This window comes from Pseudomonas sp. Irchel s3h14 (genome assembly GCF_900187425.1).
Lineage (GTDB): Bacteria > Pseudomonadota > Gammaproteobacteria > Pseudomonadales > Pseudomonadaceae > Aquipseudomonas.
The window spans coordinates 313,946-335,363 of the sequence record NZ_FYDJ01000001.1; the positions used below are offsets into that span (position 1 = coordinate 313,946).

The 21,418-nt window shown below is 60.7% G+C and carries 16 protein-coding genes; 5 read left to right on the forward strand and 11 right to left on the reverse strand.

What is annotated here, in order from left to right; all coding sequences use genetic code 11:
* Positions 1 to 59: 59 nt before the first annotated feature.
* Positions 60 to 485 (forward strand): cytochrome c5 family protein, encoded by a 426-nt coding sequence (locus CKW16_RS01525; protein WP_095126930.1) that lies wholly within the window; start codon positions 60 to 62, stop codon positions 483 to 485.
* 127 nt (positions 486 to 612) lie between these two features.
* A complete protein-coding gene (locus tag CKW16_RS01530; RefSeq protein WP_095126931.1) occupies positions 613 to 2,535 on the forward strand; it encodes an acetyl-CoA hydrolase/transferase C-terminal domain-containing protein in 1,923 nt (640 codons plus the stop codon).
* A gap of 147 nt (positions 2,536 to 2,682) precedes the next feature.
* On the opposite strand, the gene CKW16_RS01540 is transcribed toward CKW16_RS01530, so the two are convergent.
* Both CKW16_RS01540 and rep read right to left on the reverse strand, forming a co-directional pair.
* Positions 2,683 to 3,255: a xanthine phosphoribosyltransferase gene (locus CKW16_RS01540; RefSeq protein WP_020799401.1), complete on the reverse strand. Its 573-nt coding sequence runs from the start codon at positions 3,253 to 3,255 to the stop codon at positions 2,683 to 2,685.
* A gap of 56 nt (positions 3,256 to 3,311) precedes the next feature.
* Positions 3,312 to 5,321: a DNA helicase Rep gene (rep, locus tag CKW16_RS01545; protein WP_095126933.1), complete on the reverse strand. Its 2,010-nt coding sequence runs from the start codon at positions 5,319 to 5,321 to the stop codon at positions 3,312 to 3,314.
* Between the two features lie 271 nt (positions 5,322 to 5,592).
* Between rep and CKW16_RS01550 the strand changes: the two genes are divergently transcribed.
* Complete coding sequence (locus CKW16_RS01550) at positions 5,593 to 7,266, forward strand: bifunctional diguanylate cyclase/phosphodiesterase (RefSeq protein WP_095126934.1); 1,674 nt, start codon at positions 5,593 to 5,595, stop codon at positions 7,264 to 7,266.
* Between the two features lie 105 nt (positions 7,267 to 7,371).
* Here the strand turns inward: CKW16_RS01550 and CKW16_RS01555 are convergent, their stop codons facing one another.
* The gene (locus tag CKW16_RS01555) at positions 7,372 to 8,769 is read right to left on the reverse strand and encodes a NorM family multidrug efflux MATE transporter (protein ID WP_095127252.1); all 1,398 of its coding nucleotides are present in this window, start codon (positions 8,767 to 8,769) and stop codon (positions 7,372 to 7,374) included.
* 159 nt (positions 8,770 to 8,928) lie between these two features.
* Here CKW16_RS01555 and CKW16_RS01560 point away from each other — a divergent pair, with 159 nt between their 5' ends.
* Entirely contained in the window at positions 8,929 to 9,849 is a 921-nt protein-coding gene (locus tag CKW16_RS01560) for a LysR substrate-binding domain-containing protein (RefSeq protein WP_095126935.1), read from the forward strand.
* A gap of 183 nt (positions 9,850 to 10,032) precedes the next feature.
* Positions 10,033 to 12,009, forward strand: coding sequence for a methyl-accepting chemotaxis protein (locus CKW16_RS01570; RefSeq protein ID WP_095126936.1), 1,977 nt, complete (start codon positions 10,033 to 10,035; stop codon positions 12,007 to 12,009).
* Between the two features lie 154 nt (positions 12,010 to 12,163).
* On the opposite strand, the gene CKW16_RS01575 is transcribed toward CKW16_RS01570, so the two are convergent.
* From CKW16_RS01575 to CKW16_RS01610, 8 genes are read right to left on the reverse strand one after another with little or no spacing between them, the layout of a single operon-like run.
* Entirely contained in the window at positions 12,164 to 13,603 is a 1,440-nt protein-coding gene (locus CKW16_RS01575) for a VWA domain-containing protein (RefSeq protein ID WP_095126937.1), read from the reverse strand.
* A gap of 57 nt (positions 13,604 to 13,660) precedes the next feature.
* Complete coding sequence (locus CKW16_RS01580) at positions 13,661 to 14,167, reverse strand: hypothetical protein (protein WP_095126938.1); 507 nt, start codon at positions 14,165 to 14,167, stop codon at positions 13,661 to 13,663.
* A 4-nt stretch (positions 14,168 to 14,171) separates the two neighbouring features.
* Entirely contained in the window at positions 14,172 to 14,906 is a 735-nt protein-coding gene (locus tag CKW16_RS01585; RefSeq protein ID WP_095126939.1) for a hypothetical protein, read from the reverse strand.
* Between the two features lie 47 nt (positions 14,907 to 14,953).
* Positions 14,954 to 16,498, reverse strand: a complete 1,545-nt coding sequence (locus CKW16_RS01590; RefSeq protein ID WP_095126940.1) for an SUMF1/EgtB/PvdO family nonheme iron enzyme — start codon at positions 16,496 to 16,498, stop codon at positions 14,954 to 14,956.
* The gene (locus CKW16_RS01595) at positions 16,488 to 17,711 is read right to left on the reverse strand and encodes an ABC transporter permease (RefSeq protein ID WP_095126941.1); all 1,224 of its coding nucleotides are present in this window, start codon (positions 17,709 to 17,711) and stop codon (positions 16,488 to 16,490) included. The genes CKW16_RS01590 and CKW16_RS01595 overlap by 11 nt, the downstream gene beginning before the upstream one ends.
* Positions 17,695 to 18,396 (reverse strand): ABC transporter ATP-binding protein, encoded by a 702-nt coding sequence (locus CKW16_RS01600; RefSeq protein WP_095126942.1) that lies wholly within the window; start codon positions 18,394 to 18,396, stop codon positions 17,695 to 17,697. Before CKW16_RS01600 ends, CKW16_RS01595 begins: the two co-directional genes overlap by 17 nt.
* Before the next feature lie 10 nt (positions 18,397 to 18,406).
* On the reverse strand, positions 18,407 to 20,398 hold the full coding sequence (locus CKW16_RS01605) for a vWA domain-containing protein (protein WP_095126943.1): 1,992 nt from the start codon (positions 20,396 to 20,398) through the stop codon (positions 18,407 to 18,409).
* Positions 20,398 to 21,417, reverse strand: coding sequence for a hypothetical protein (locus CKW16_RS01610; protein WP_095126944.1), 1,020 nt, complete (start codon positions 21,415 to 21,417; stop codon positions 20,398 to 20,400). Before CKW16_RS01610 ends, CKW16_RS01605 begins: the two co-directional genes overlap by 1 nt.
* Position 21,418: the final 1 nt, after the last annotated feature.

Genomic DNA, 21,418 nt, shown 5'->3' on the forward strand with positions numbered 1-21,418 from the left:
TTGCGCCCGCCTGCGAACCGTGGCCGTGGGCGTGACTAGCCACCATTGAGGGTGAACGCGTGAATCTAATTATGAAAATGCTGGCCGTACCAGCAACCGTATTGGCCCTTTGGGCAGTCAGCGCACAAGCTGCGACCAACGACGATATTGCTAAACGCCTTGAGCCAGTCGGCCAGGTTTGCGTTCAGGGTAAAGAGTGCAAGGGGATGGAAGTCGCTGCTTCTGCGGGTGGTGGAGATGCCAAAACCCCTGACTCAGTGATTGCAAAACATTGTAACGCTTGCCACGGCACCGGCCTGTTGGGCGCACCGAAAGTCGGTGATGCTGCAGCCTGGGGCGAGCGCGCCAAGAAAGAAGGCGGCCTTGACGGCTTGCTGGCGAAAGCAATCTCCGGCGTCAACGCGATGCCACCAAAAGGCACCTGCGCCGATTGCTCTGATGGCGATCTCAAGGGCGCCATCCAGAAGATGTCCGGCCTGAAGTAAGCCTTCATCTTCATCAAAAAGCCGCTTTCGAGCGGTTTTTTTGTGCCTGCGATTTACGCCTGAGACTGTTCATTGCAGCAAAGACCCGGCAAGCTCGTTCCAACCCCAATTGGTAAGGGAGGATCAGATGGTGCAGCTGTGTTCTATCGAGCAAGCGGTCGATGATGTCCTGGCACGGTTGCCGGCGCATATCCACATGGGCCTGCCCCTCGGTCTGGGCAAGCCCAACCACTTCGTCAACGCGCTGTTTCAACGCATCGCGCAGTTGCCCGAGCGGCAGCTGACGATCTACACCGCCCTGTGCCTGGGCCGTCCTTCCTTGGGCGACGGTTTGCAAAAGCGCTTTCTTGAGCCCTTCATCGAGCGGGTTTTCGGCGATTATCCGGAACTGGATTTCCTGGCCGACCTGCATCGCGACAGCCTGCCGTCCAACATCCATGTCCAGCAATTCTTCATGCAGCCCGGCAGCCTACTGCGCAGCGCACAGGCCCAGCAGGATTACGTCAGCAGCAATTACAGCCACGCCGCTCGAGACATCAACGCCGCCGGGTTGAACCTGGTGGCGCAATTGGTGGCCAGCCACAGCGAACATCCCGACCGCCTGAGCCTGAGCTGCAACCCGGACATCACCCTCGACCTGTTCCCGATGATCGCCAAGCGTAGGGCGGCGGGTGAGACGATCCTGCTGGTGGGCCAGGTGCACGACGATTTGCCGTACATGCCCGGCGATGCTGAAATCGGTATCGACACGTTCGACCTGCTGATCGACGAGAAGGACAGCACCACGTTGTTCTCCACGCCGAACATGCCGGTGGGTTTCCAGGATCACTTCATCGGGCTGCATGCCAGCACGTTGGTGCGCGACGGCGGCACCTTGCAGATCGGCATCGGTGCCATGGGCGATGCGCTGACCGCTGCGCTGCTGGCGCGGGAGGCCGACAATGACGGTTACAAGGCGTTGCTGGCGGACGTGAATCTCAGCCAGTGGGCACAACTCATCGACCGCGAAGGCGGCGTCGAACCTTTCGCCAAAGGCCTTTACGGTTGCAGCGAAATGTTCGTCAACGGCTTGCTGGTGCTGGCCGACGCCGGGATCGTGCGGCGCAAGGTCTACCCCGATGTGCCGACCCAGCAACAGGCCAATGCCGGTACGCTGGACGAAGCTGCGCAGACTGACGGCATCTCGGTGCACGGCGGCTTCTTCCTTGGACCGCGCAGTTTCTATGAGCGCCTGCGCGAGCTGCCGCACAGCAAGCGGCTCGAGTTCAACATGACCCGCATCAGCTACATCAACGAGCTCTACGGTCAGGAAGAACTCAAACGCTTGCAGCGCCTCGATGCACGCTTCATCAACACCGCCTTCACGATGACCCTGCTTGGCGCAGCCGTATCGGATCAGCTCGAAGACGGGCGAGTACTCAGCGGCGTCGGCGGGCAGTACAACTTCGTTGCGCAAGGACATGCCTTGGAAGGTGCGCGTTCGGTGCTGCTCCTGCGCAGCTGGCGCGAATCGGGCGGTGAGGTCAGTTCGAACATCGTCTGGGAGTACGGCCATTGCACGATCCCGCGACACCTGCGAGACATCGTGGTCACCGAGTACGGCATCGCCGATCTGCGGGGCAAGACCGATGCGGCGGTGATCGAGGCGTTGCTGAACATCAGCGACTCACGTTTTCAGCCGGGGCTGATCGAACAGGCTCAGGCCGTCGGCAAGTTATCGAAGAGTTTCCGTATTGATCCACGGTTCGCCGACAACAGTCCGCAACGCTTGCAGGCCATTCAGGCGCGGCATCCGCAGTTGTTTCCGGAGTATCCGTTGGGCTGTGATTTCACCGTCGAGGAGAAGGATCTGCTGCGGGCGCTGAACTGGTTGAAGAGCAAGTTCAAGCTCACGGAGATTCTGGAGCTGGGCAAGGCCGCGCTGGATGCGCCAGAACCTTCATCGTTTCCCGAACACCTGGAACGAATGCAGCTGACCAACCCGGAAGGGTTGAAAGAGGATTTGTTTCAGCGGATATTGCTCACCGGCCTCAAAGCCACCGCACAATAACAGCCGACACAAAACACCAATCTGATCGTTCCCACGCTCTGCGTGGGAATGCAGCCCGGGACGCTCCGCGTTCCAGCTTTCGAATGGGACGCGGAGCGTCCCTTGAGGCATTCCCACGCAGAGCGTGGGAACGATCATTGCGGGGGGTTATTCGATGAAGGTTACTACGCCGCCAGCCAGCGACTGCACGCGAGCCAAAGACTCAACGCGATAACCCTGCGCATCCAGTTCCGCACGGCCGCCCTGGAACGACTTCTCGATCACGATACCCAAACCAGCAACCGTAGCGCCGGCCTGTTTGATGATCGAGATCAGCGCTTGCGACGCCTTACCGTTGGCCAAAAAGTCATCAATGATCAGCACGCGGTCGCTGCTGGTCAGGTGGCGCGGGGAGATTGCCACGGTGCTTTCGGTCTGCTTGGTGAACGAGTAAACGGTCGCCGACAGCAGGTTTTCGGTCAGGGTCAGGGACTGATGCTTGCGCGCAAAAATCACCGGCACGCCAAGGTTCAGACCGGTCATGATCGCCGGCGCAATGCCCGAGGCTTCGATGGTGACGATCTTGGTGATGCCCGAGTCCTTGAACAGCGTGGCGAATTCGTCGCCGATCAGCTTCATCAGGGCCGGGTCGATCTGGTGGTTCAGAAAGGCGTCGACTTTCAGGACCTGGTCGGAAAGCACGATGCCTTCTTCGCGAATTTTCTTGTGCAGTGCTTCCATGAAGCGTTCCTCTAAGGACGGCTATGCGTCTAAGGCTGGTTAAAAAGTAGTCGATTCTAGCGCTTTAACATCGCGCGTATATCCGCCAATGCCGTATTGCCGCGAACAGCTTTGACTTCAACGGGTGTGTCGTCGGTGCCTTCCCAAGCCAGGTCGTCCGGTGGCAGTTCATCGAGGAAGCGGCTCGGGGCGCAATCGATGATCTCGCCGTATTGCTTACGCTTGGCGGCGAAGGTGAAGGCCAGCGTCTGACGCGCTCGGGTAATTCCGACGTAGGCCAGCCGACGTTCTTCTTCGATAGTGTCGGCTTCGATACTGGAACGGTGCGGGAGGATTTCCTCTTCCATGCCCATGATGAACACGTAAGGGAATTCCAGACCCTTGGAGGCGTGCAGGGTCATCATCTGCACACCTTCGGCACCGTCTTCCTCTTCCTGCTGACGTTCCAGCATGTCGCGCAGGACGAGTTTGCCGATGGCGTCTTCGACGGTCATCTCGCCTTCTTCGTCTTTTTCGAGGGTGTTTTTCAACGCCTCGATCAGGAACCAGACGTTACCCATGCGGTAATCGGCGGCCTTGTCGCTGGAACTGTTGGTGCGCAGCCAGTTCTCGTAGTCGATGTCCATGACCATGCTGCGCAGCGCCGAGATCGGGTCTTCGCCGGCGCACTGCTCGCGGACCTTGTCCATGAAGCGCTTGAAGCGCGACAGTCGATCGGTGAAGCGCGTATCCAGATGTTCGCCCAGACCGATTTCGTCGGTGGCGGCGTACATCGAGATTTTGCGTTCGGTGGCGTAGTTGCCAAGCTTTTCCAGCGTGGTCGAACCGATCTCCCGGCGTGGGACGTTGATCACCCGCAGGAAGGCGTTGTCGTCGTCGGGGTTCACGATCAGGCGGAAATAGGCCATCAGGTCTTTCACTTCCTGACGTCCGAAAAAGCTGTTGCCGCCGGATAGGCGATACGGAATCTGGTGGTGTTGCAGCTTCAGCTCGATCAGCTTGGCCTGGTAGTTACCGCGATACAGGATTGCAAAATCGCTGTAGGGCCGATCCGTGCGCAAGTGCAGGGTCAGCAGCTCCACGGCCACGCGTTCGGCTTCGGCGTCTTCGTTGCGGCAACGGATCACGCGGATCTCGTCGCCGTGGCCCATCTCGCTCCACAGCTGCTTTTCGAATTCGTGCGGGTTGTTCGAGATCAGCACGTTGGCGCAACGCAGGATGCGGCTGGTGGAGCGATAGTTTTGCTCCAGCATCACCACTTTCAGGGACGGGTAATCGTCCTTGAGCAGCATCAGGTTTTCCGGCCGGGCGCCGCGCCAGGCGTAGATCGACTGGTCGTCATCGCCCACCACGGTGAACTGGTTGCGGATGCCGATGAGCAGCTTCACCAGCAAATACTGGCTGGCGTTGGTGTCCTGGTATTCGTCCACCAGCAGGTAGCGGACTTTGTTCTGCCATTTTTCGAGGATGTCGGCGTGTTCCTGGAACAGCTTCACCGGCAGCAGGATCAGGTCGTCGAAGTCCACCGCGTTGAACGCCTTGAGCGTGCGCTGATAGTGGGTGTAGACGATGGCGGCGGTCTGTTCCTTGGGGTTGCGCGCGTTTTCCAGGGCTTCGGGCGGCAGGATCAGGTCGTTTTTCCACGAGCCGATCATGTTCTTGATCTCGTCGACGCCGTCGTCGCCCGAGTATTCCTTCTGCATGATGTCGGTCATCAAGGCTTTGACATCGGTCTCGTCGAAGATCGAGAAACCCGGCTTGTAGCCCAACCGCACGTGTTCCTTGCGGATGATGTTCAGGCCCAGATTGTGGAAGGTGCAGACGGTCAGGCCGCGGCCTTCGCCGCCCTTGAGCAGGGTGCCGACCCGTTCCTTCATCTCGCGCGCGGCCTTGTTGGTAAAGGTCATGGCGACGATGTACTGGGCGCGGATGCCACAACTCTGGATCAAGTGGGCGATCTTGCGCGTGATCACGCTGGTCTTGCCGGAGCCTGCACCGGCGAGCACCAATAGAGGGCCGCCGACGTAGTTCACGGCTTCTTGCTGCCGGGGATTGAGTCGGGACATACGAAATCAGGGAGTCGTTTGCGAAATGGGCCGGCATTTTAACAGGCTCAGCGAATTGTGCTGCTCTCTCCGACTTGTGACGCAGCACGCTATCTATATTTGCCGGTTTTGATACTTTCACGCAGGATGCGTGGTGAGTTTGCGTCTAATGTTCGTAGTTCCGGATACAAAGCCGCGTTTGATAGCCGAGGCCATCTGGTCATTTGGTCATTGGTTACCGCCGCTGCATAATGCCCACCGCCTACATCTTTGCAGAGTCTAGGGAGCTAGCTTGTCTACGCCTGTCGAACCCTTGCGTTTGCTGCTACTGGCCGAAGAGCCAGCGTGGGCAGCGTTGTTGCGCGAGTGTCTGGCTCCGATGGGGAGCTCGACCGTGCTGATCAGCGCGCCGAGCTGGGAGTCGGTCAGCAGTCTGTTCGATGACAACCGCAACGCGGTGTTGTTGACGATTCCAGCGCTTCAACCTCTACCTGGCCGTTGCAGCCTGCCGACGGTATTGCTGCTCGAACATGAGCCGCTGTTGCCACCCGATGGAGTGAGTGACTGGCTGGTACGCGATCACCTTGATCCCGGCATGTTGCGCCGGTGCCTGCGGCATGTGCGTGAGCGCGGCCTGCTGGAAAACACGCTGCAGCGCCTGGCCGAGCAAGACCCGCTGACCGGCATCGCCAACCGCCAGGGTTTCCAGACCTTGCTGGCGGCGCGTCTGGCGGAAAACGACGGCCGCGGCCTGGCCCTCGGACACCTCGACCTCGACAACTTCCGTCACGCCAACGATGCCCTCGGCCACCAGGCCGGTGACCGGTTGATCCTGCAAGTGGTCGCGCGGCTGAAAAGCCAGCTTGAGGCCAGCGATCAGTTGGCCCGACTGGGCAGTGATGAGTTCGCCCTGCTGATCGACACCCGCCGCGCGCCTCAGCGCGCCGAATGGATGGCCGAACGCATTACTGAAGCGCTGGCCGAACCTTACTGGGTCGATGGCGAAAGCCTGTTGATCGGTTCCAGCCTGGGCATCGCCCACGCCCGGGCCCAGGCCGGCGCCGATCCGCTGATGTGGCACGCACACATCGCCATGCAACAAGCCAAAAGTACTCAGGGCTGTACCTTCCACATCTTCAACGAACGCATCAACCGCAATGCCCGCAGCATGGCCGATCTCGAAAGCGAGCTGCGTCGGGCGTTGCGCCGGGATGAACTGGAACTGCATTACCAGCCACGCTTGAACCTTGAGGACGGGCAGATCGTCGGCCTCGAAGCCTTGGTACGCTGGCGTCATGGCGAGCGCGGTTTGCTGCCACCCAGCGAATTTGTGCCGCTGGCCGAGCAAAGCGGCTTGATTGTGCCACTCGGTTACTGGGTGATTTCCCGGGCCCTGCGTGACATGCAGGCGTTGCGCGAACGGGGTTTGCCGGCGTTGCACATGGCGATCAACCTGTCGTTTCGGCAGTTTCAGGACAGCCAGTTACTCTCGACACTGAGTCGGTTGATTGCCGAGCGCGGCGTCGAGGCGCAATGGCTGGAATTCGAACTGACTGAAACCGCGGTGATGCGCCGCAGCGATCTGGTCAAACAGACCATGGATGCGCTGGGGCGTCTGGGTGTGCGCTTCTCCCTCGACGACTTCGGCACCGGTTTCTCTTCGTTTGTGCACCTCAACAGCCTGCCGATTGCGTTGTTGAAGGTCGACAAGAGCTTTGTCGGCGGCATGGAAGAACGGGAAGAGAATCGCAAGCTGGTGCACGCGATGATCAATCTGGCGCACAACCTCAATCTTGAAGTGGTCGCCGAAGGCGTAGAAACGCCGGAGCAACTGGATCTATTGCGCGGGTTTGGCTGCGATCAGGTGCAAGGGTATTTGATCAGCAAGCCGTTGCCGCTGGCGGAGTTGGTTGAGTACCTGACCTTCGGTAGCAGCCAACAGCCCGCACTGGAAGTCGTGAGCTAACGAGGATCCTGTAGGAGCAAGGCTTGCCCGCGATGCAGGCGACACGGTCTTGCAGGCACACCGCGTTATCGTTCATCGCGGGCAAGCCATGCTCCTACAGGGATCTCAGTCTGGCTGAGGGATTTCGAAACGCTGCTGCGACTCGGGCTCCCGACGAATCATCTTTTTCATCTTCCACTCAAACGCCCACGTCAGGCTCACCGCCGCGCACGCCAGCCCCAGCGCCAATCCCCACCAGACACCCGTCGGCCCCCAATTCAAATGGAAGGCCATCCACCAGGCGGCTGGCGCGCCAATCAGCCAATAGCAGCCCAAACCCACCAGGAACGTGGTCTTGGCATCCTTGAGCCCGCGAATGCAGCCCATGGCGATGGTTTGCGTGCCGTCGAACAGTTCGAACCACGCGGCGACCGCCAACAGGCTCACGGCCAGGTTGATGACGTCGCGAAACGCCGGGTCGTTGTGGTCCAGGAACAAACCGATCAACTGATTCGGCAGCAACCAGAAGACCATGGCGAAGGCAAGCATCGCCGCCGCGCCAAAAGCGATGCCGACCCGTCCGGCCAGGCGTGCATTCAGCAGTTGCCCGGCGCCGTAGTGCTGGCCGATGCGCATGGTGATCGCATAGGAAATCCCCGCCGGAACCATGAACGCCACCGAGACGATTTGCAGGGCAATCTGGTGTGCGCCCATTTGCGTACTGCCCATGGTGCCCATGCACAGCGCGGCGAACGCAAACAGTCCGACTTCCACCGCATAGGTGCCACCAATCGGCAGGCCCAGGCGCCACAGTTCCTTGAGGTATTGACGGTCAGGTCGCGACAAGCCCTGACGCAAGGGATAAGCGTCGTAGGCCGGATGCCGACGGATGTGCCAGGCCAGCGCCAGCGCCATGCAGTTGGCGACAACAGCGGTAACCAGCCCGATGCCCATCAACCCCAGTTTTGGCAGACCGAACATGCCGGTAATCAATGCGTAATTGAGCAGGAAGTTAGCCACGGTGCCGCCGAGGCTGATGACCATCACTGGCGTCGCCCGGCCAATGGCGCTGGTGAAGCCGCGCAGGGCCATGAAGCTCAGGTAGCCGGGCAGGGCGAACGGCAGGATCAGCAGGAACTGCCCGGCTGCGTGGACGTTGGTTTCGGTCTGGCCGAACAGCAGCAACACCGGTTTGAGGTTCCACAGCAGCAGCCCGGCCACCAACGCCATCAGCCACGCCAGCCATAACCCGGCCTGGGTCAGCCGGGTGGCGCCGACGATGTCGCCGGCACCCTGACGAATAGCCACGAGGGTGCCGACCGCGGCGATCACGCCAATGCAGAAAATCGACACGAACGAGTAAGTTGCTGCGCCCAGGCCGCCACCGGCCAGCGCCTCTGGACTCAGGCGCGCCATCATCAAGGTGTCGGTGAGGACCATCAGCATGTGCGCCAACTGCGAGGCAATCAACGGCCCCGCCAGCCGCAGGATGGCCCAGAGTTCGGTACGTGCTGGATGCTGCATGGTCATCACGCTCGATAATTAAAGAGGGACAGGAAAGCGTCGATTCTCGGCGCTCTACGGGGTTTGCACAAAGGGATAAAAAGGATGGGTTGCATGATTCAAACTCATGCTGGAGAGTTTCTGCTAGGTTGACCGAATCCCGCTATAGGAGCTTTCCGAATGTCTCGTCGTCTTCCTCCCTTGTATGCCCTGCGCGCATTCGAAGCGGCGGCGCGGCACAGTTCGTTTACCCGTGCGGCCGAAGAATTATCGATCACCCAAAGCGCGGTCAGCCGGCACATTCGTACGCTCGAAGAGCATTTTGCCTGTCGGCTGTTTCACCGCAGTGGGCGCAATCTGCAATTGACCGAGTCGGCGCGGCTGATCCTGCCCGGCATTCGCGAAGGCTTCACCGCCCTGGAGCGGGCCTGCAATACCTTGCGTGCCGAAGATGACATCCTGCGCATGAAAGCGCCGTCGACCCTGACCATGCGCTGGCTGCTGGCACGGCTCAGTCGCTTTCGGCACCTGCAACCGGGCAACGAGGTGCAATTGACCAGCGCCTGGATGGATGTCGACTCGGTGGACTTCAACCATGAACCGTTCGACTGCGCCGTCATCCTCAGCAACGGAAATTTCCCGCCGGACTGGGAGGCGAGTTTCCTGTTCCCGGAAGAACTGATTCCAGTCGGTGCGCCGAATCTTCTGCAGGATCAACCGTGGGATGTCGCACGGCTGGCCAATGCCGAACTGCTGCACCCGACGCCGGATCGTCGCGACTGGCGCAGTTGGCTGGAACGCATGGGGCTGTCGGATCAGGTGTCGCTCAAGGGCGGGCAGGTGTTCGACACGCTGGAACTGGGCATGATCGCCGCCGCCCGAGGTTATGGCGTGTCCATGGGCGATCTACTGATGGTGGCGGAAGATGTGGCTCAGGGGCGTCTGAGCTTGCCGTGGCCGACGGCCGTCGCCAGCGGTGAGAAATATTACCTGGTCTGGCCGAAAACCCGACCCGGTGGTGAACGTTTGCGCAGGCTCAGCGACTTCCTGCAAGGCGAAGCCCGAGCAATGGAATTGCCCGATGTTCAACACTTGGGCTGAATCGATAGAGCCGCCGCAATAGCGGCCTTGAGCCATATCCCGGCTATTTACTCAAGTATTCGGATTTACCGCCGAAAATGCAGGTGGAACCTTCGTGCAGGTTCGACGCAATTCCCATTATTAGAATTTTGCTGAGTGTGCAGCCAGATCAAGGAGGATCCGGTCGCTCGGCCAGGAGCTGTCATGTCTCAACCTCGTGCCCGGATCGCCTCACAGCTTGGTCTTGCGCTTGCCGTGATACTGGCGATTGTCATCAGCGGCAGTACCGTGTTCGCCCTGCGCTCGCTGGACACCGCCAACCTCGCCACCCGCGAAGAGCACCTGGCCAGTGAAGCCCGGTTGCTGGCCGATCAGTTGAGTACCTTTCACGGCACGTTGCGTGAAAGCACCCAGCGCCTGAGCGGTCTGTTCGAGAAGCGCTTCAGCGCCGGTTTGAGCGTGCACCCGGACGAACCGGTGGCGGTGGCGGGCACTCAGACCCCGGGCCTGCACCTTGGCAGCGAAGTGCTGAACAACAATTTCAAGGAAGTGGACGAGTTCAAGCAAATGACCGCCGGCGTTGCGACGGTGTTTGTGCGCAGCGGCGAAGACTTCATCCGGGTCAGCACGTCCCTGAGCAAACAGGACGGCAGCCGGGCCATCGGCACGCTGCTCGATCACGCGAACCCGGCCTATGCCCGCTTGATGGCGGGGCAGGCCTACGTCGGTCGTGCCTTGTTGTTCGAACGCTCCTACATGACTCAGTACACCCCCGTACGTGACAGCGGCGGTAAGGTGATTGCTGTTCTGTTCGTAGGATTTGATTACACCGACGCTCAGAACGCGCAGTTCGCCAACCTCAAACGCTTCCGTATCGGCCAGACCGGTTCCCTGGCGCTGCTGGATGAACAGAGCAAATGGCTGGTGCCGATCGCGGGCGTACAAGCGCTGGATCAGGCGACTCCGACCATCGTTGGCTTGGCGAAAACGCCGGGCAAGGGCAAGTTCTGGAGCGACAAGTCCGAAGATTTCTACAGCATTGCCGTACCGTTTGAAGGCGGCCCATGGTCGGTCGTGGCGAGCATGCCGAAAACTGAAATTCGTGCCGTGACCTGGAGTGTCGGCATTCAATTGGCGATTGGCAGTCTGTTGGCGATGTTGATCGCTGTGGGTTCGGCGGTCTGGCTGTTGCGCAGCAAACTCGCACCTTTGGGTGATCTGGTGCGTCAGGCGGAAGCCTTGGGTGCTGGTGATTTGAGCGTGCGGCTGAACGTGTCGAGCAACGACGAGATCGGTCAGCTGGCTCGCGCGTTCAACCAGATGAGCCAGGCGCTGTCGACCATGGTCGAGCACATCCGCAAGGCCTCGCAAGAGGTCAACAGCCGCGCCCAGGCCTTGTCCGGTCTTTCCGGTGGCGCCTATGAAGGGATGGAGCAGCAGTCGGGCGAAATCACCAGCATGGCCGGCGCCGTGGAAGAGTTCAGCGCCACCTCCCTGAACATCGCCGACAACATGGGCAGCACTCAGCGTCTGGCCCAGGAAAACGCACAGCAAACCCAGATCGGTCGTACGTCGATGGACGAAGCGTCCTCGTCCCTGGAACAAATCGCTGGCGCGCTGAACAGCACGGCGACGGTGATCAATACCTTGGGTCAGCGCTCCCAGGAAATCGGCGGCATTGTCGGTGTGATTACCTCAATTGCCGATCAAACCAACCTGCTGGCGCTCAACGCCGCCATCGAAGCCGCTCGTGCCGGCGAGCAGGGTCGTGGTTTTGCGGTCGTGGCCGATGAAGTTCGCAACCTGGCGTCACGTACTCGCCAGGCGACGGACGAGATTTCCGGGATGATCCAGAGCATTCAGCTGGAAACCGGTAACGCCATCAGCACCATGGAGCAGGGCAACGTGTTGATGCAGGAAGGCCTGTCGCGCAACGCCAATGTGGCTTCAGCCCTGGCGCGGATCGATGAGCAAAGCCGTTCTGCCGGTCAGCAATTCGCGGCGATCACCACCGCGACGCAGGAGCAGAGCAGTACCGCCACCTTGCTCAGCAGCAACCTGCAAAGCATTGCTCTGGCGAACAGTGAGCAGCGCGAAGTGGTGTCCAATCTGGCGATCACCGCCAAAGAGCTGGAGAAACTGGCGGCGGACTTGCGGCATGAGGTTGACCGGTTTCGTTGAGGCGCCTCTGAAATAGCTTTCGTCGGAACGCCGCCCGGAGCAAGCCCGCTCCCACAGGGTTTTGTGTCGATCACAAATCCAGTGTGGGAGCGGCGGTGCGACGATTCGACTTGCTCGCGAATGGGGTCACCTCAATTCAGGATCTGCCCCCAAGCTAGTCACACTTGGCATTGCTCGATACTTCCTTGCTCGCCAGTTTCAACTGTTTGGCCAATTCAGCCGCATTGGTGCTGTTGTAAACCCGGCCACCGGTGTTTTCGGCGATGCAGCGCGACGGGCCACCGGCGCCGATTTTCACCACGTTGACCCGCAAGCGCGGTTGTTCCCTGGCGATTTGGCGGGACACGGCGCAGGCGTCTTTATCGCAACCGTCCTCGCCGTCGACGAACATCACGATCACTGCATCGTTATTGCGCCCGTCGACCTTGCTGGCGGCGTAGGCCAGGCTGTCGGCCAGTGGTGTGCCATCGTTGGGAACCAGACCGCGAATCCCGTTGATCAGCCGCGGGCGGTCGCCAAACTTGAACACGCCCTGGTCCGGTGTTCTTTCGCAACCGGCGAAGGTGATCAGGCGCGTGTCGATCTTCGGGTCCAGCCCATTGATCATGCCGGCCAGCGAGTCCTTGGCGACGTCCATGCGGCTGGGCTTGGCGAAGATCTGCATGGTGCGGTTCGGGTCCAGGTACTTGTTCATCTCATTGCCGAAGAACCAGTCCTCATCGGATTTCACCGACTTGATGTTCAAATCCATCGAACCCGAGGTATCGAGTACCACCACAAATTGCGGGGGCACGGCATCAGGCGCTTTTTTACGGCACGCGTAGTTGTCCAGCGTCGGGGCCGGAGGTGGTGGCGGTGGCGGCGGCGGCGGTGGCGGCGCGGCCACGACCGGTTTTGGTGGTGGGACCGGCTTGGGTGGCGGTACCGGTTCTGGCGCGGGTACTGGTTCTGGTTCCGGAGCAGGTTCCGGTTCCACGACAGGCTCGGGTACCGGCTCAACCGGTTTCTCCACTGGCGTCACCACTGGCGCTACCGGCGCTACCGGTGGAACCACGACAACCGGTTCACGGTGCAGGAACCACCAGAGCCACAGCGCCAGAAGCAGCAACAGCAGCGCAAGCAAGGCCGCCGCGATCCACCAGCCACGGCGCGATGGCGGAACAACCGGCACCACTGGAACCACCGGTGGCACGATCGGTTTGGGCGGTCGCAGGTTCCAGCGCACCACCAACGGCTCACCGTTGAGGCTGTAGAGTTTGTCCAGCTCAGGCGTGCCGAGCAGGCTGCGCAGGTCTTGCGCTTCCGTCGGTTGACCGCGTTTTTGCAGTTCGTCCGCCAGCTGTCCGAGGGACGTCTGACGCACTTCATAGGTTTCCAGCAAGCGTCGTTGCGCGTCCTCGTTGAGGTCGGCGTAGGGCGTGGGTTGCCCACCCAGTTCGGTCCACCATTCCAGTACGTCGCCGCTGCCCATCCGCGGGATGGCAAAAAGGCTGGCGACGGTCGGCGGAAAGTGTTTCTGGATGAGGGCGACTTTGGCTTGCAGCGCACTCATCCCCTCCGGTGTGGCTTGCGCATCCCTGATGACCCGCTGCATGACGACTTTTTCCTGAAAAAGTGCAGGCCTCCATCGGGAGGCCTGCGGGGTGAAAAGTTACTCTTCGTAGCCGAGGCTGAATTGCAGCTGATTGACCTTCTTCTGCAGCGCCTTCAGTTCTTGCTGCTTGGCCGCCAGCGTCGCTGGCGTTGATTTGGCCATTGGCGCCGCTTGCGAAGCCTTGAGCTGCTGCTCGAGGCCGGCAATCTGCTTCTGCACCTGGCTTTCATTGCCGCGCCGGGCCTTGAGTGAGGTCAGCAGTTGCCCCAGCGACTGATTCAGCGCCGCCTGGGCTTTCTGCTGGCTGGCCAGGTCGGTTTTGGTACTGAGCTGCTGGGCCTGAATGTTCTCGTACACCTGACGGAACATTGCGTTTTGCTGACGGGACTCGCTCAGGGCCAGTTCCTTCTGCTTGACCTGATCGCTGTAACCACCGGAGTAGTCGCAGTTCATCTTGGTCAGCATGCTGCTGTCGCGATTGGTCGCATCGCATTCGCCCGGCGTGGTCGCGCAACCGCTCAAGGCCAGGACGGCAGTGAGGACCGCCAGTTGTCGTAGCGTCATGTGCTTAGCCCAGGGTGATTGCGGAGCGTTGGCTGTACAGACCGTCGACTTCCTTCTGCAGGGCAGCGACTTTCTGGTTCATTTTCATAATGTTCATGTCCACCTGCTTGATCTCGGCGCCGGCGGCGCCTTGTGCACGCTCGGCGTCTGCCACTTTGGTGTACTCGGTGACTTTGACGCGCATGTTGCCGAGGTCTTTACGCAGGCGCGTGATGTTCGAATCGATCTCGGCGATTTGCACTTGGGCCTGGGTCTTGTCGACTTTCTTGTTGGCGATGTCCTTTTTGATCTGGGCAATTTTCGCCTGATCATCATTGATCACTTGCTGAGCGGTCTCGGTACGGGCGATCACGTTCTGGGTGTCTCGTTCGACGTCGCTGTTCATTTTAGCCAGGCGGGTGGTGGTGTCGGAGTATTCGCTGCGACGCTGATCCAGGTAGTAGTTCGCGCCCATGGCCACGCCACATGCGGTAATACCGGCGGCGACGGCGCACACGGCTTTGTTGCTGCTGTTGGACAGCGCGCAAGCGAGGATGCCGGCACCGGCACCGACGGCGCAGGCCTGGTAGCCGGACTTGCTGAAGAACTCTGCGTCTTGACCCTGGGTCAGGCGCGGGTCGGTCCCGTCGCTGTCGCCGAGCATGGAGCTACCGGTGTTGGCGCAACCGGTCAGCAGCAGGCTGCCGGCGACAACGAAAGCGATCTGAAGCTTGAAGCGAGTCCAAAGGCTGCGCGACATGGTGAAACTCCTAGGTGACGGTGTTGAAGTGTTGTTATTGAGATGAGTTATTGAGTGACGGTTTTGCAGCTCTTCAGCCAGGCTTCAGTGTCGATTTTCTGCTTTTGCAGGAACGCCTTCTGATTAGCCCAGTGGGTGCGCAAGTAAGGTTTTAGGTCTTGCAGCTGTTTGTTGCGGGTGATGATTTCTTCCATCACCGGGACCTGTGTTTCAAGCAGCGGCAGGCCGTACAAGGTCGCCGATTCCACCAGGCTGCTGGCGTAGTAACGGCTGAGCTTGTGCAGACGGTCTTTCTGCTCGTCGAGCTTGCCTTTACGCATGTCGCAACTGGCGTCTTTGTCCGCGCTTTCGCAATTAAGTTTGTAGTTCTTTTGCAGGAAGTCCAAGTACTGGCCGTCGTCGAGCATCTTGGTGCACAGGAATGCGCCCAGATTGAGGCTGGCACGGATCGCCTGGTCGCGGGTTTCTTCCTGCTGCTGATTGCTGGCGCGCAGCTGGTTCTCCAGCGCCTGGAGTTTTTCCTTGAGCGCTTTGTCTTCGACGCCCGAGGCCAGGTTGTTCAAGGATTGCACGGTGCCTTTGTCGGCGGATTCAGTTTCCTTGCTGCCAGTGCCGAGTTTCTTCCAGCTGCTTTCGATGCTGGCGACCCGTTCGCGAGAGGTGAGGGTCGGGGAGACCAGCACCAGTCGCAGGCCGGTGGTTTTGTTTTTCACCTGACCTTCGGCGTTGTAGTACGGCTCTTCCTTACGCAATGCGGTACGCAGGTCGGCCTGCGCGGTCAGGTAGTTGCCGCCACGCACGACGTAGCCGCCGGCCTGGCCGTGCTGGCGGTCGAGTTTGTTCAAGCGAAACGGTTCGAACATCATCTCGTCGACGTTGCCGAGCATGTCGTGCAGGCCCAATGGATTGGGTTTTTGCAGGCCGGACAACTGCACTTTGCCGTTGGACGATTGCGCCCCGGCGAACCACTCGTAAGCGTTGATGCCGTCGGGCATCGGGTAACGCGTGTCGCGAAATTCCGCTGCGCCGACTTCCAGGCCGCCGCGAGCGGCGAATTCCCACTCGACTTCCGTCGGCAGGCGCAGGAAGCCCAGCGCGCCGTCTTCTTTCGGCAATTTGCCGGCAGCGTTTTTACGCAGCCACAGGTTGTATTTGTCGGCCGCTTCGACGGCTTGCACCCAACTTACCGCCGTTTGCGGCACGCGCATTTTGGTGGCGGCGGTGGGGCAGGTTGCTTCGGTCAGTGCGGCGTATTGCAGCTGACTCATCTCGTACTTGGCCATCAGGTAGTAGCGGGATTTGTCGTTCTTCGCGCCAGTGAAACTGCCGGCGATGAACGTCGGTCGGGTCTGTTCGACGTAGCCATACTCCGCGCCGTCCTGACCGATGTTGATCGGATAGTCGTCGAGCGGCCCTGCGACCGGAATGAACACTTTGCGAAACACCATCGAGCCTTCACAAGGCATCGGCAGCACGACGTCGCTGGCTTCGGGCATCGGGTTGAAATACTTCTCTTCCCAGCCCGCCGCCGAGGCGTCGAGCAGGTAGCCGAGGCTCAGGGGCAACAGCAAGCCAAAACGTTTATAGCTCACGCAGACTCTCCGCAGGTTGGATGTTGATGGCTCGCAGGGCGCCGATCACGGCCACCAATGCGGCGACCAGAAAGGTCAGGAGCAGGGCGGCAAAGCCATGCCAGACAGTGATGTGGCAAACGAAGGTGCCGGTGGCCTGGCTGCTGCCGAGCAGGTAGTCGAACAAATGACTGCCGACGGCATAAAACCCCAGCCCGCCGACGTAGCCCGCAAGGCTTAGCACCAGCGCCTGCAAGACCACAAAACCGCCGACGGCCCGGCGCTTGAAACCCAGCAGACGCAGGACCGCGAGGCTTTTGCGTTTGCGGTCGATGTTGGCCAGGAACGCACCGACCATCGACGCCACGCAGCCAATCAGCGCCGCCACGGCGATCACGCCGAAGATCAGCCCCAGCACATGGTTGATGGCTTTGACGTTGTCGATGTCGGCCAGCCGGCTCGAGGTTTCGATGTGTTGTTCGTTGAGCCAGTGCTCCAGCGGCGCGACCTGATCGATGTCGCGCGCATACACACGGGCGCGGGCATACAGCGGTTGCAGATTGCCCTGAGGCTTGCCGGTGTCAACGCCGAACGCACTGACCTGATAACCATCGCGAAAGCGCTCCAGATCCAGCAACAGCGGCGGGGCGACAAACCCGGCAGCGCGGCCGAAGCGGGCGCCGTCGAGCACTGCCAGCACCGTCAGCGTCATCTCGCCGCGTTCATTGACACCTTCCAGGCGGCGCAACGCTCGCAGCTGCACGCTGTCGCCGACCTTGGCCTGCAAGCGTTGCGCAGCGCGGGCGCTGAGGATCACTTGATTGCCGACCGGGTTGAGCGGCGCCAGGTTCAGTTGTGGGTCGCCCGGCTCGGTGGCGATGATTTCTGCGCCTTCGACAAACCGTTGCATGCCGATCAGCAAGTCAGCCTGGGTATTCAGCGAGCGCGTCTGGCCGAGGGCAAAACCGGTTTCGGGGCGCAGGCGCAAACGCTCGATCCATGCAGTGTCGTAGTTGCCGTTGCTGAGCATCTTCACTTCAAGGTTGCGTGGGTCGCGCAGCAGTTCGTCCTGCAACTGGCTGACCACCCCGTGCTTGAGCCCGAACAGCAGCAGCAACGGCGCGATCACCGCCACCAGGGAGGCGGCGATGCACAGCGAGACCTTGCGGTCGTGCCAGAGGTCTTGCAGCGCCAGTGAGCCCAGCAGGCGCAAGCGATCAGTCCATCGGTTCAAACAGAGTCTCTCCCTGGCGGCTGATAGCGCCGAGGCGCGGTAAACCGAAATCCTTCAGCAGGGCCCAGTCATGGGACACGACGAGCGCACTCAGGCCCATGTTCGACACCAGGCTCAGCAGCAACTCGAACAAACGCCGGGCGCTGTGAGGGTCGAGCGCGGCGGTCGGCTCGTCGGCCAACAGCAGCAGTGGTTCATGGGCAATGGCGCGCACACAGGCAACACGCTGGCGTTCGCCGATCGACAAGGCCTGAGGTTGTTTATCCAGCAACCCTTGCAGGCGCAACACGTCAACGGCGTGGTCGATGTGCTCGCTCTTCACCGACATCCCGAGCAAACGGCGCGGCAGGCTGATGTTGTCCCGCACGCTGAGGAACGGCAGCAAGCCGCCGCTCTGCAAAATGAAGCCCAAATGCCGGGAGCGCACCGCCGCCAAGGCTGGCTGGTCATCGCTGGCAAGCAGTTGGGCGATGTCCTGATCGTGGGTTGCGCCCAGCCGAAAGCGCTCGAGCTCGACCGGCGCGAGCAACAGGCCGATGGCTTCGAGCAGCGTGCTTTTGCCGCTGCCGCTCTCGCCGGTGATGGCGAGGATTTCTCCGGCGCCGACCTGCAAGTGCGGCAGGCGCACGTGATGGGCCAGCGCGCCTTCACCACGGCGCACCAGCAGGTTCTTGATATCGAGCATCAGCGTCTCGTTAAGGCATCATTTCGAGTGGCACGGGGTACACGTTGTCCCGCGCATCGCTGTCCTTGGCTAAAGCAACCCAGCGGTCGACGTCAGCGTTGTAACGCTGGTAGTGCCGCAGCTTGGTATTGAGCGTGCGGATGAATTTCTCCTGCGCCAGGCCATCCCAGCTCTTCCAGGTTTCTTCGTCCAGGTTCAATACTTCGCTCTGATACGGCAGGTCTTCGAGGTACTCGCCGAGCACGCCCATGTCCGCCAGTTTGGCGTTGCTGTTCTGCTTGAGCTGATTCGGATCGGCGCCCATGGTCGCAGCGACCGAACGCAGGCGCTCGAACATTTCCGTCGGCGAAATCAGGCCTTCGTTGGCGGCATCGAGGATCTGCTTCATCACGTCGCTCAAGTCGCTGAGCTGCGACTTGGTCAGCAGCACCCGCACATCGGTGGTCGGGATGTTCTGCTTGATCAGGTCCCTGTCGGTGATCCACGCCTTGAACACTGGTGGCGCCTTGCTGTTGGTCTTCTCGCCCAGATAGGCGAGTTGCATGGCGTGGCCGATCAGTGCCGCGTCTTCGAGCATTTTCTTCTCGGCCGGGTCCTGCTTGGCGTTCGCCGCGCTGCCGATGGCGTCTTCGCCCATGTAGGCGGCTTTCACCTGTGTCGTGATCGCGGCAGCCAGTGCGTCGACCTTGCGGCCGAACTCCTGCACATCGCCCGCATTTACCGGGTAGTACAGCGAGGTGTTGGTGCCCGGGTAGGTTGACAGGTTCCGGTACTGCGCCTCGGCCTTGGCGTGGTCCTTGGCCCCGGCCGGGGTTTTCAAGTGCAGCGTATAGATAGCGACGCCCGGATTGGCGGCCTCGATACGCACCTGCGCTGCGCTCAACCCGGTCTTCGACAGTTTGTCGTCGCCCTCGATAGCGCCCGCGTCGGTGATCAACACCACGTAGCGCGCACCGAACTGGCTCCAGTCGACCTTGTCGATGCTCTCCATGACGCCGGCAAATGAGTCCTCGTCGAAGCTGCTGCTCGACACGGTGGCCTGTTTGAGGTCGGCGATCTTGGCGAAAAAGTCGGCGCTGTCTTTCACCTTGGTAGGGTCGGCGTACATCTTGGTGGTGTATTCCAGCCCCGGCACCGCCTGGGTGTTGGAGCGGAAAGCCACCATGCCGAACTTGACCTGCTTGCCGAGGTTCTGCGCTTCGATCCGCTGATAAACCTTGCGGATCGCCTCACGAGTACGGTCAATGTACGGGTCCATCGAAATCGTCGAGTCGATGACAAACACCACCGCCGCACTGAATTCTTTCAGTTGGCTGGCCGTTTTGTCTTCGGCTTCCTTGCCACCGGCAGCGCTGTTGGCAGCACCGCCCTTGGCGTTCTTGTCATCCGGCTTGCTGACCGAAGCGACATTGAGCAGGCGCGTGCGGAAACCGCTTTCGGTCATGACTTCTTCGCCACTGAGCACCGGCAGCAGGTAGAACTGCTTTTGCAGGTCGACGAAGTATTCAGGTTCTTCAGCCAGTACGCCCGGTGCTTGTTTGCCCTTTTTCAGCGTGGCCCGCAGCGGCGCGACTTTGCTCACCGGGTCCGGCGCATCGAGGATGCCTTCTACCGTGGCGCGTTCCTTGAAGAACAGCAGTCGGTCGCGGTTGGCCGGGTTGGTGAAAGCCAGTGTCAGCTGCATTTTCCAGTCGGTGGTGCAACTCGCCGGCAACCAGCCAATGGTTTTGCCGTAACTGTCGGGGCCGACTTTCAGCCACTCGGCATTCGCCGCTTGAGCGCGTTCGTACACATAGAAACGGCTGAAGACCGGTTGCGCATCGCCTGCGGCACCGCCCGCCGTCGGGCTGATCTTGCAGCCCGGGGTGGTCAGCACGCGCTGGAACAAGGTTTTTTTACCGGCCTGGATCAGCGGTTTGTCATCGGCGTGGGACAGCGGGCTGATGCACAGCGCCAGCAACGTGGCAGCGCTCAACAGGAAACGACTCACGGAGGAATGCATCACTTCTGCAACTCCTCAAACCGCTGCTTGGCTTCGGCGTTGTTCGGGTCCTGGGTGAGGATCGTTTCGTACCAATAGGCCGCAGTGGCGTTGTCCGCGACCGGGAAGCACTCGCTGGCTTTCAGGTATTTAGGGTCGTATTCGCGGGCATAAGCGTTGGCGATCAGCGCGTCACCGGCCTGGGCACGGTTGGCGTACAAGCGCTGGGCGACACCGCAGTGTTTGCTGGCTTTGGCCTGGTTGATGATTTCCAGCAACTTGGCACTGTCGGGCGCAGCCTTGATGCAGGTCTGGACGAAGGTCAATTCGGGCAGGCTGTTCATGCTCTCGAGGGTGCAGGCTTGAGTGTCGGCGCCGGCCGGTGCGGCGGCCACCGGGGCAGGCGCCGGGGTGCGTTTGTAGAACCAGAATCCGCCGCCCGCTGCCAGCAGCAACAGCACGGCAATCAACAGACCCATCAGGCCTTTGTTGCTTTTTTTCACCGGTGCGGGAGGCGGCGTGTAGTCGGGCTCGGTGAGCACCGACTCCAATTCTACTTCTGGCTCGGCGGTGGACAGGACCAGTTCAGGCAGCTCAGGGATTTCCGGCATTTCCGGTGCCGGTGCACTCGGCGCCGTCAGATCGGCGCCGCCGTAGGTCGAGCGCGTCTGGCCGCCGGCCGTGGACGGCAGCACACCAACGCCGGGCCGAACCACGCCTTTGTCTGCATGCCCTTGGCTCTGTTCGCGTAGTTCAATCTGGAATTGCGAGTTGGCGCCGCCTTCCAGCAGCGGGTCGACCACGTCCGGGCCGACCTGCGCTTCCAGGCCTTCGCCGCTGGCCATGACGTTGAAACGCGAGACCTTGAACCAGAATGGATTGTTGCTCCAGGCCTTGTGGTCCTGGAGGTAAAAACCGTCCTGGTTACGCTGAATGGAAAACTCCAGCTGTTCCTCGCCACCCTGCCATTTCTTCACAGTGAGGCGGGCCTGGCCAGGCACATTGGGCTCTAACGCGAGCAGGTCGACACGAATTGGCATT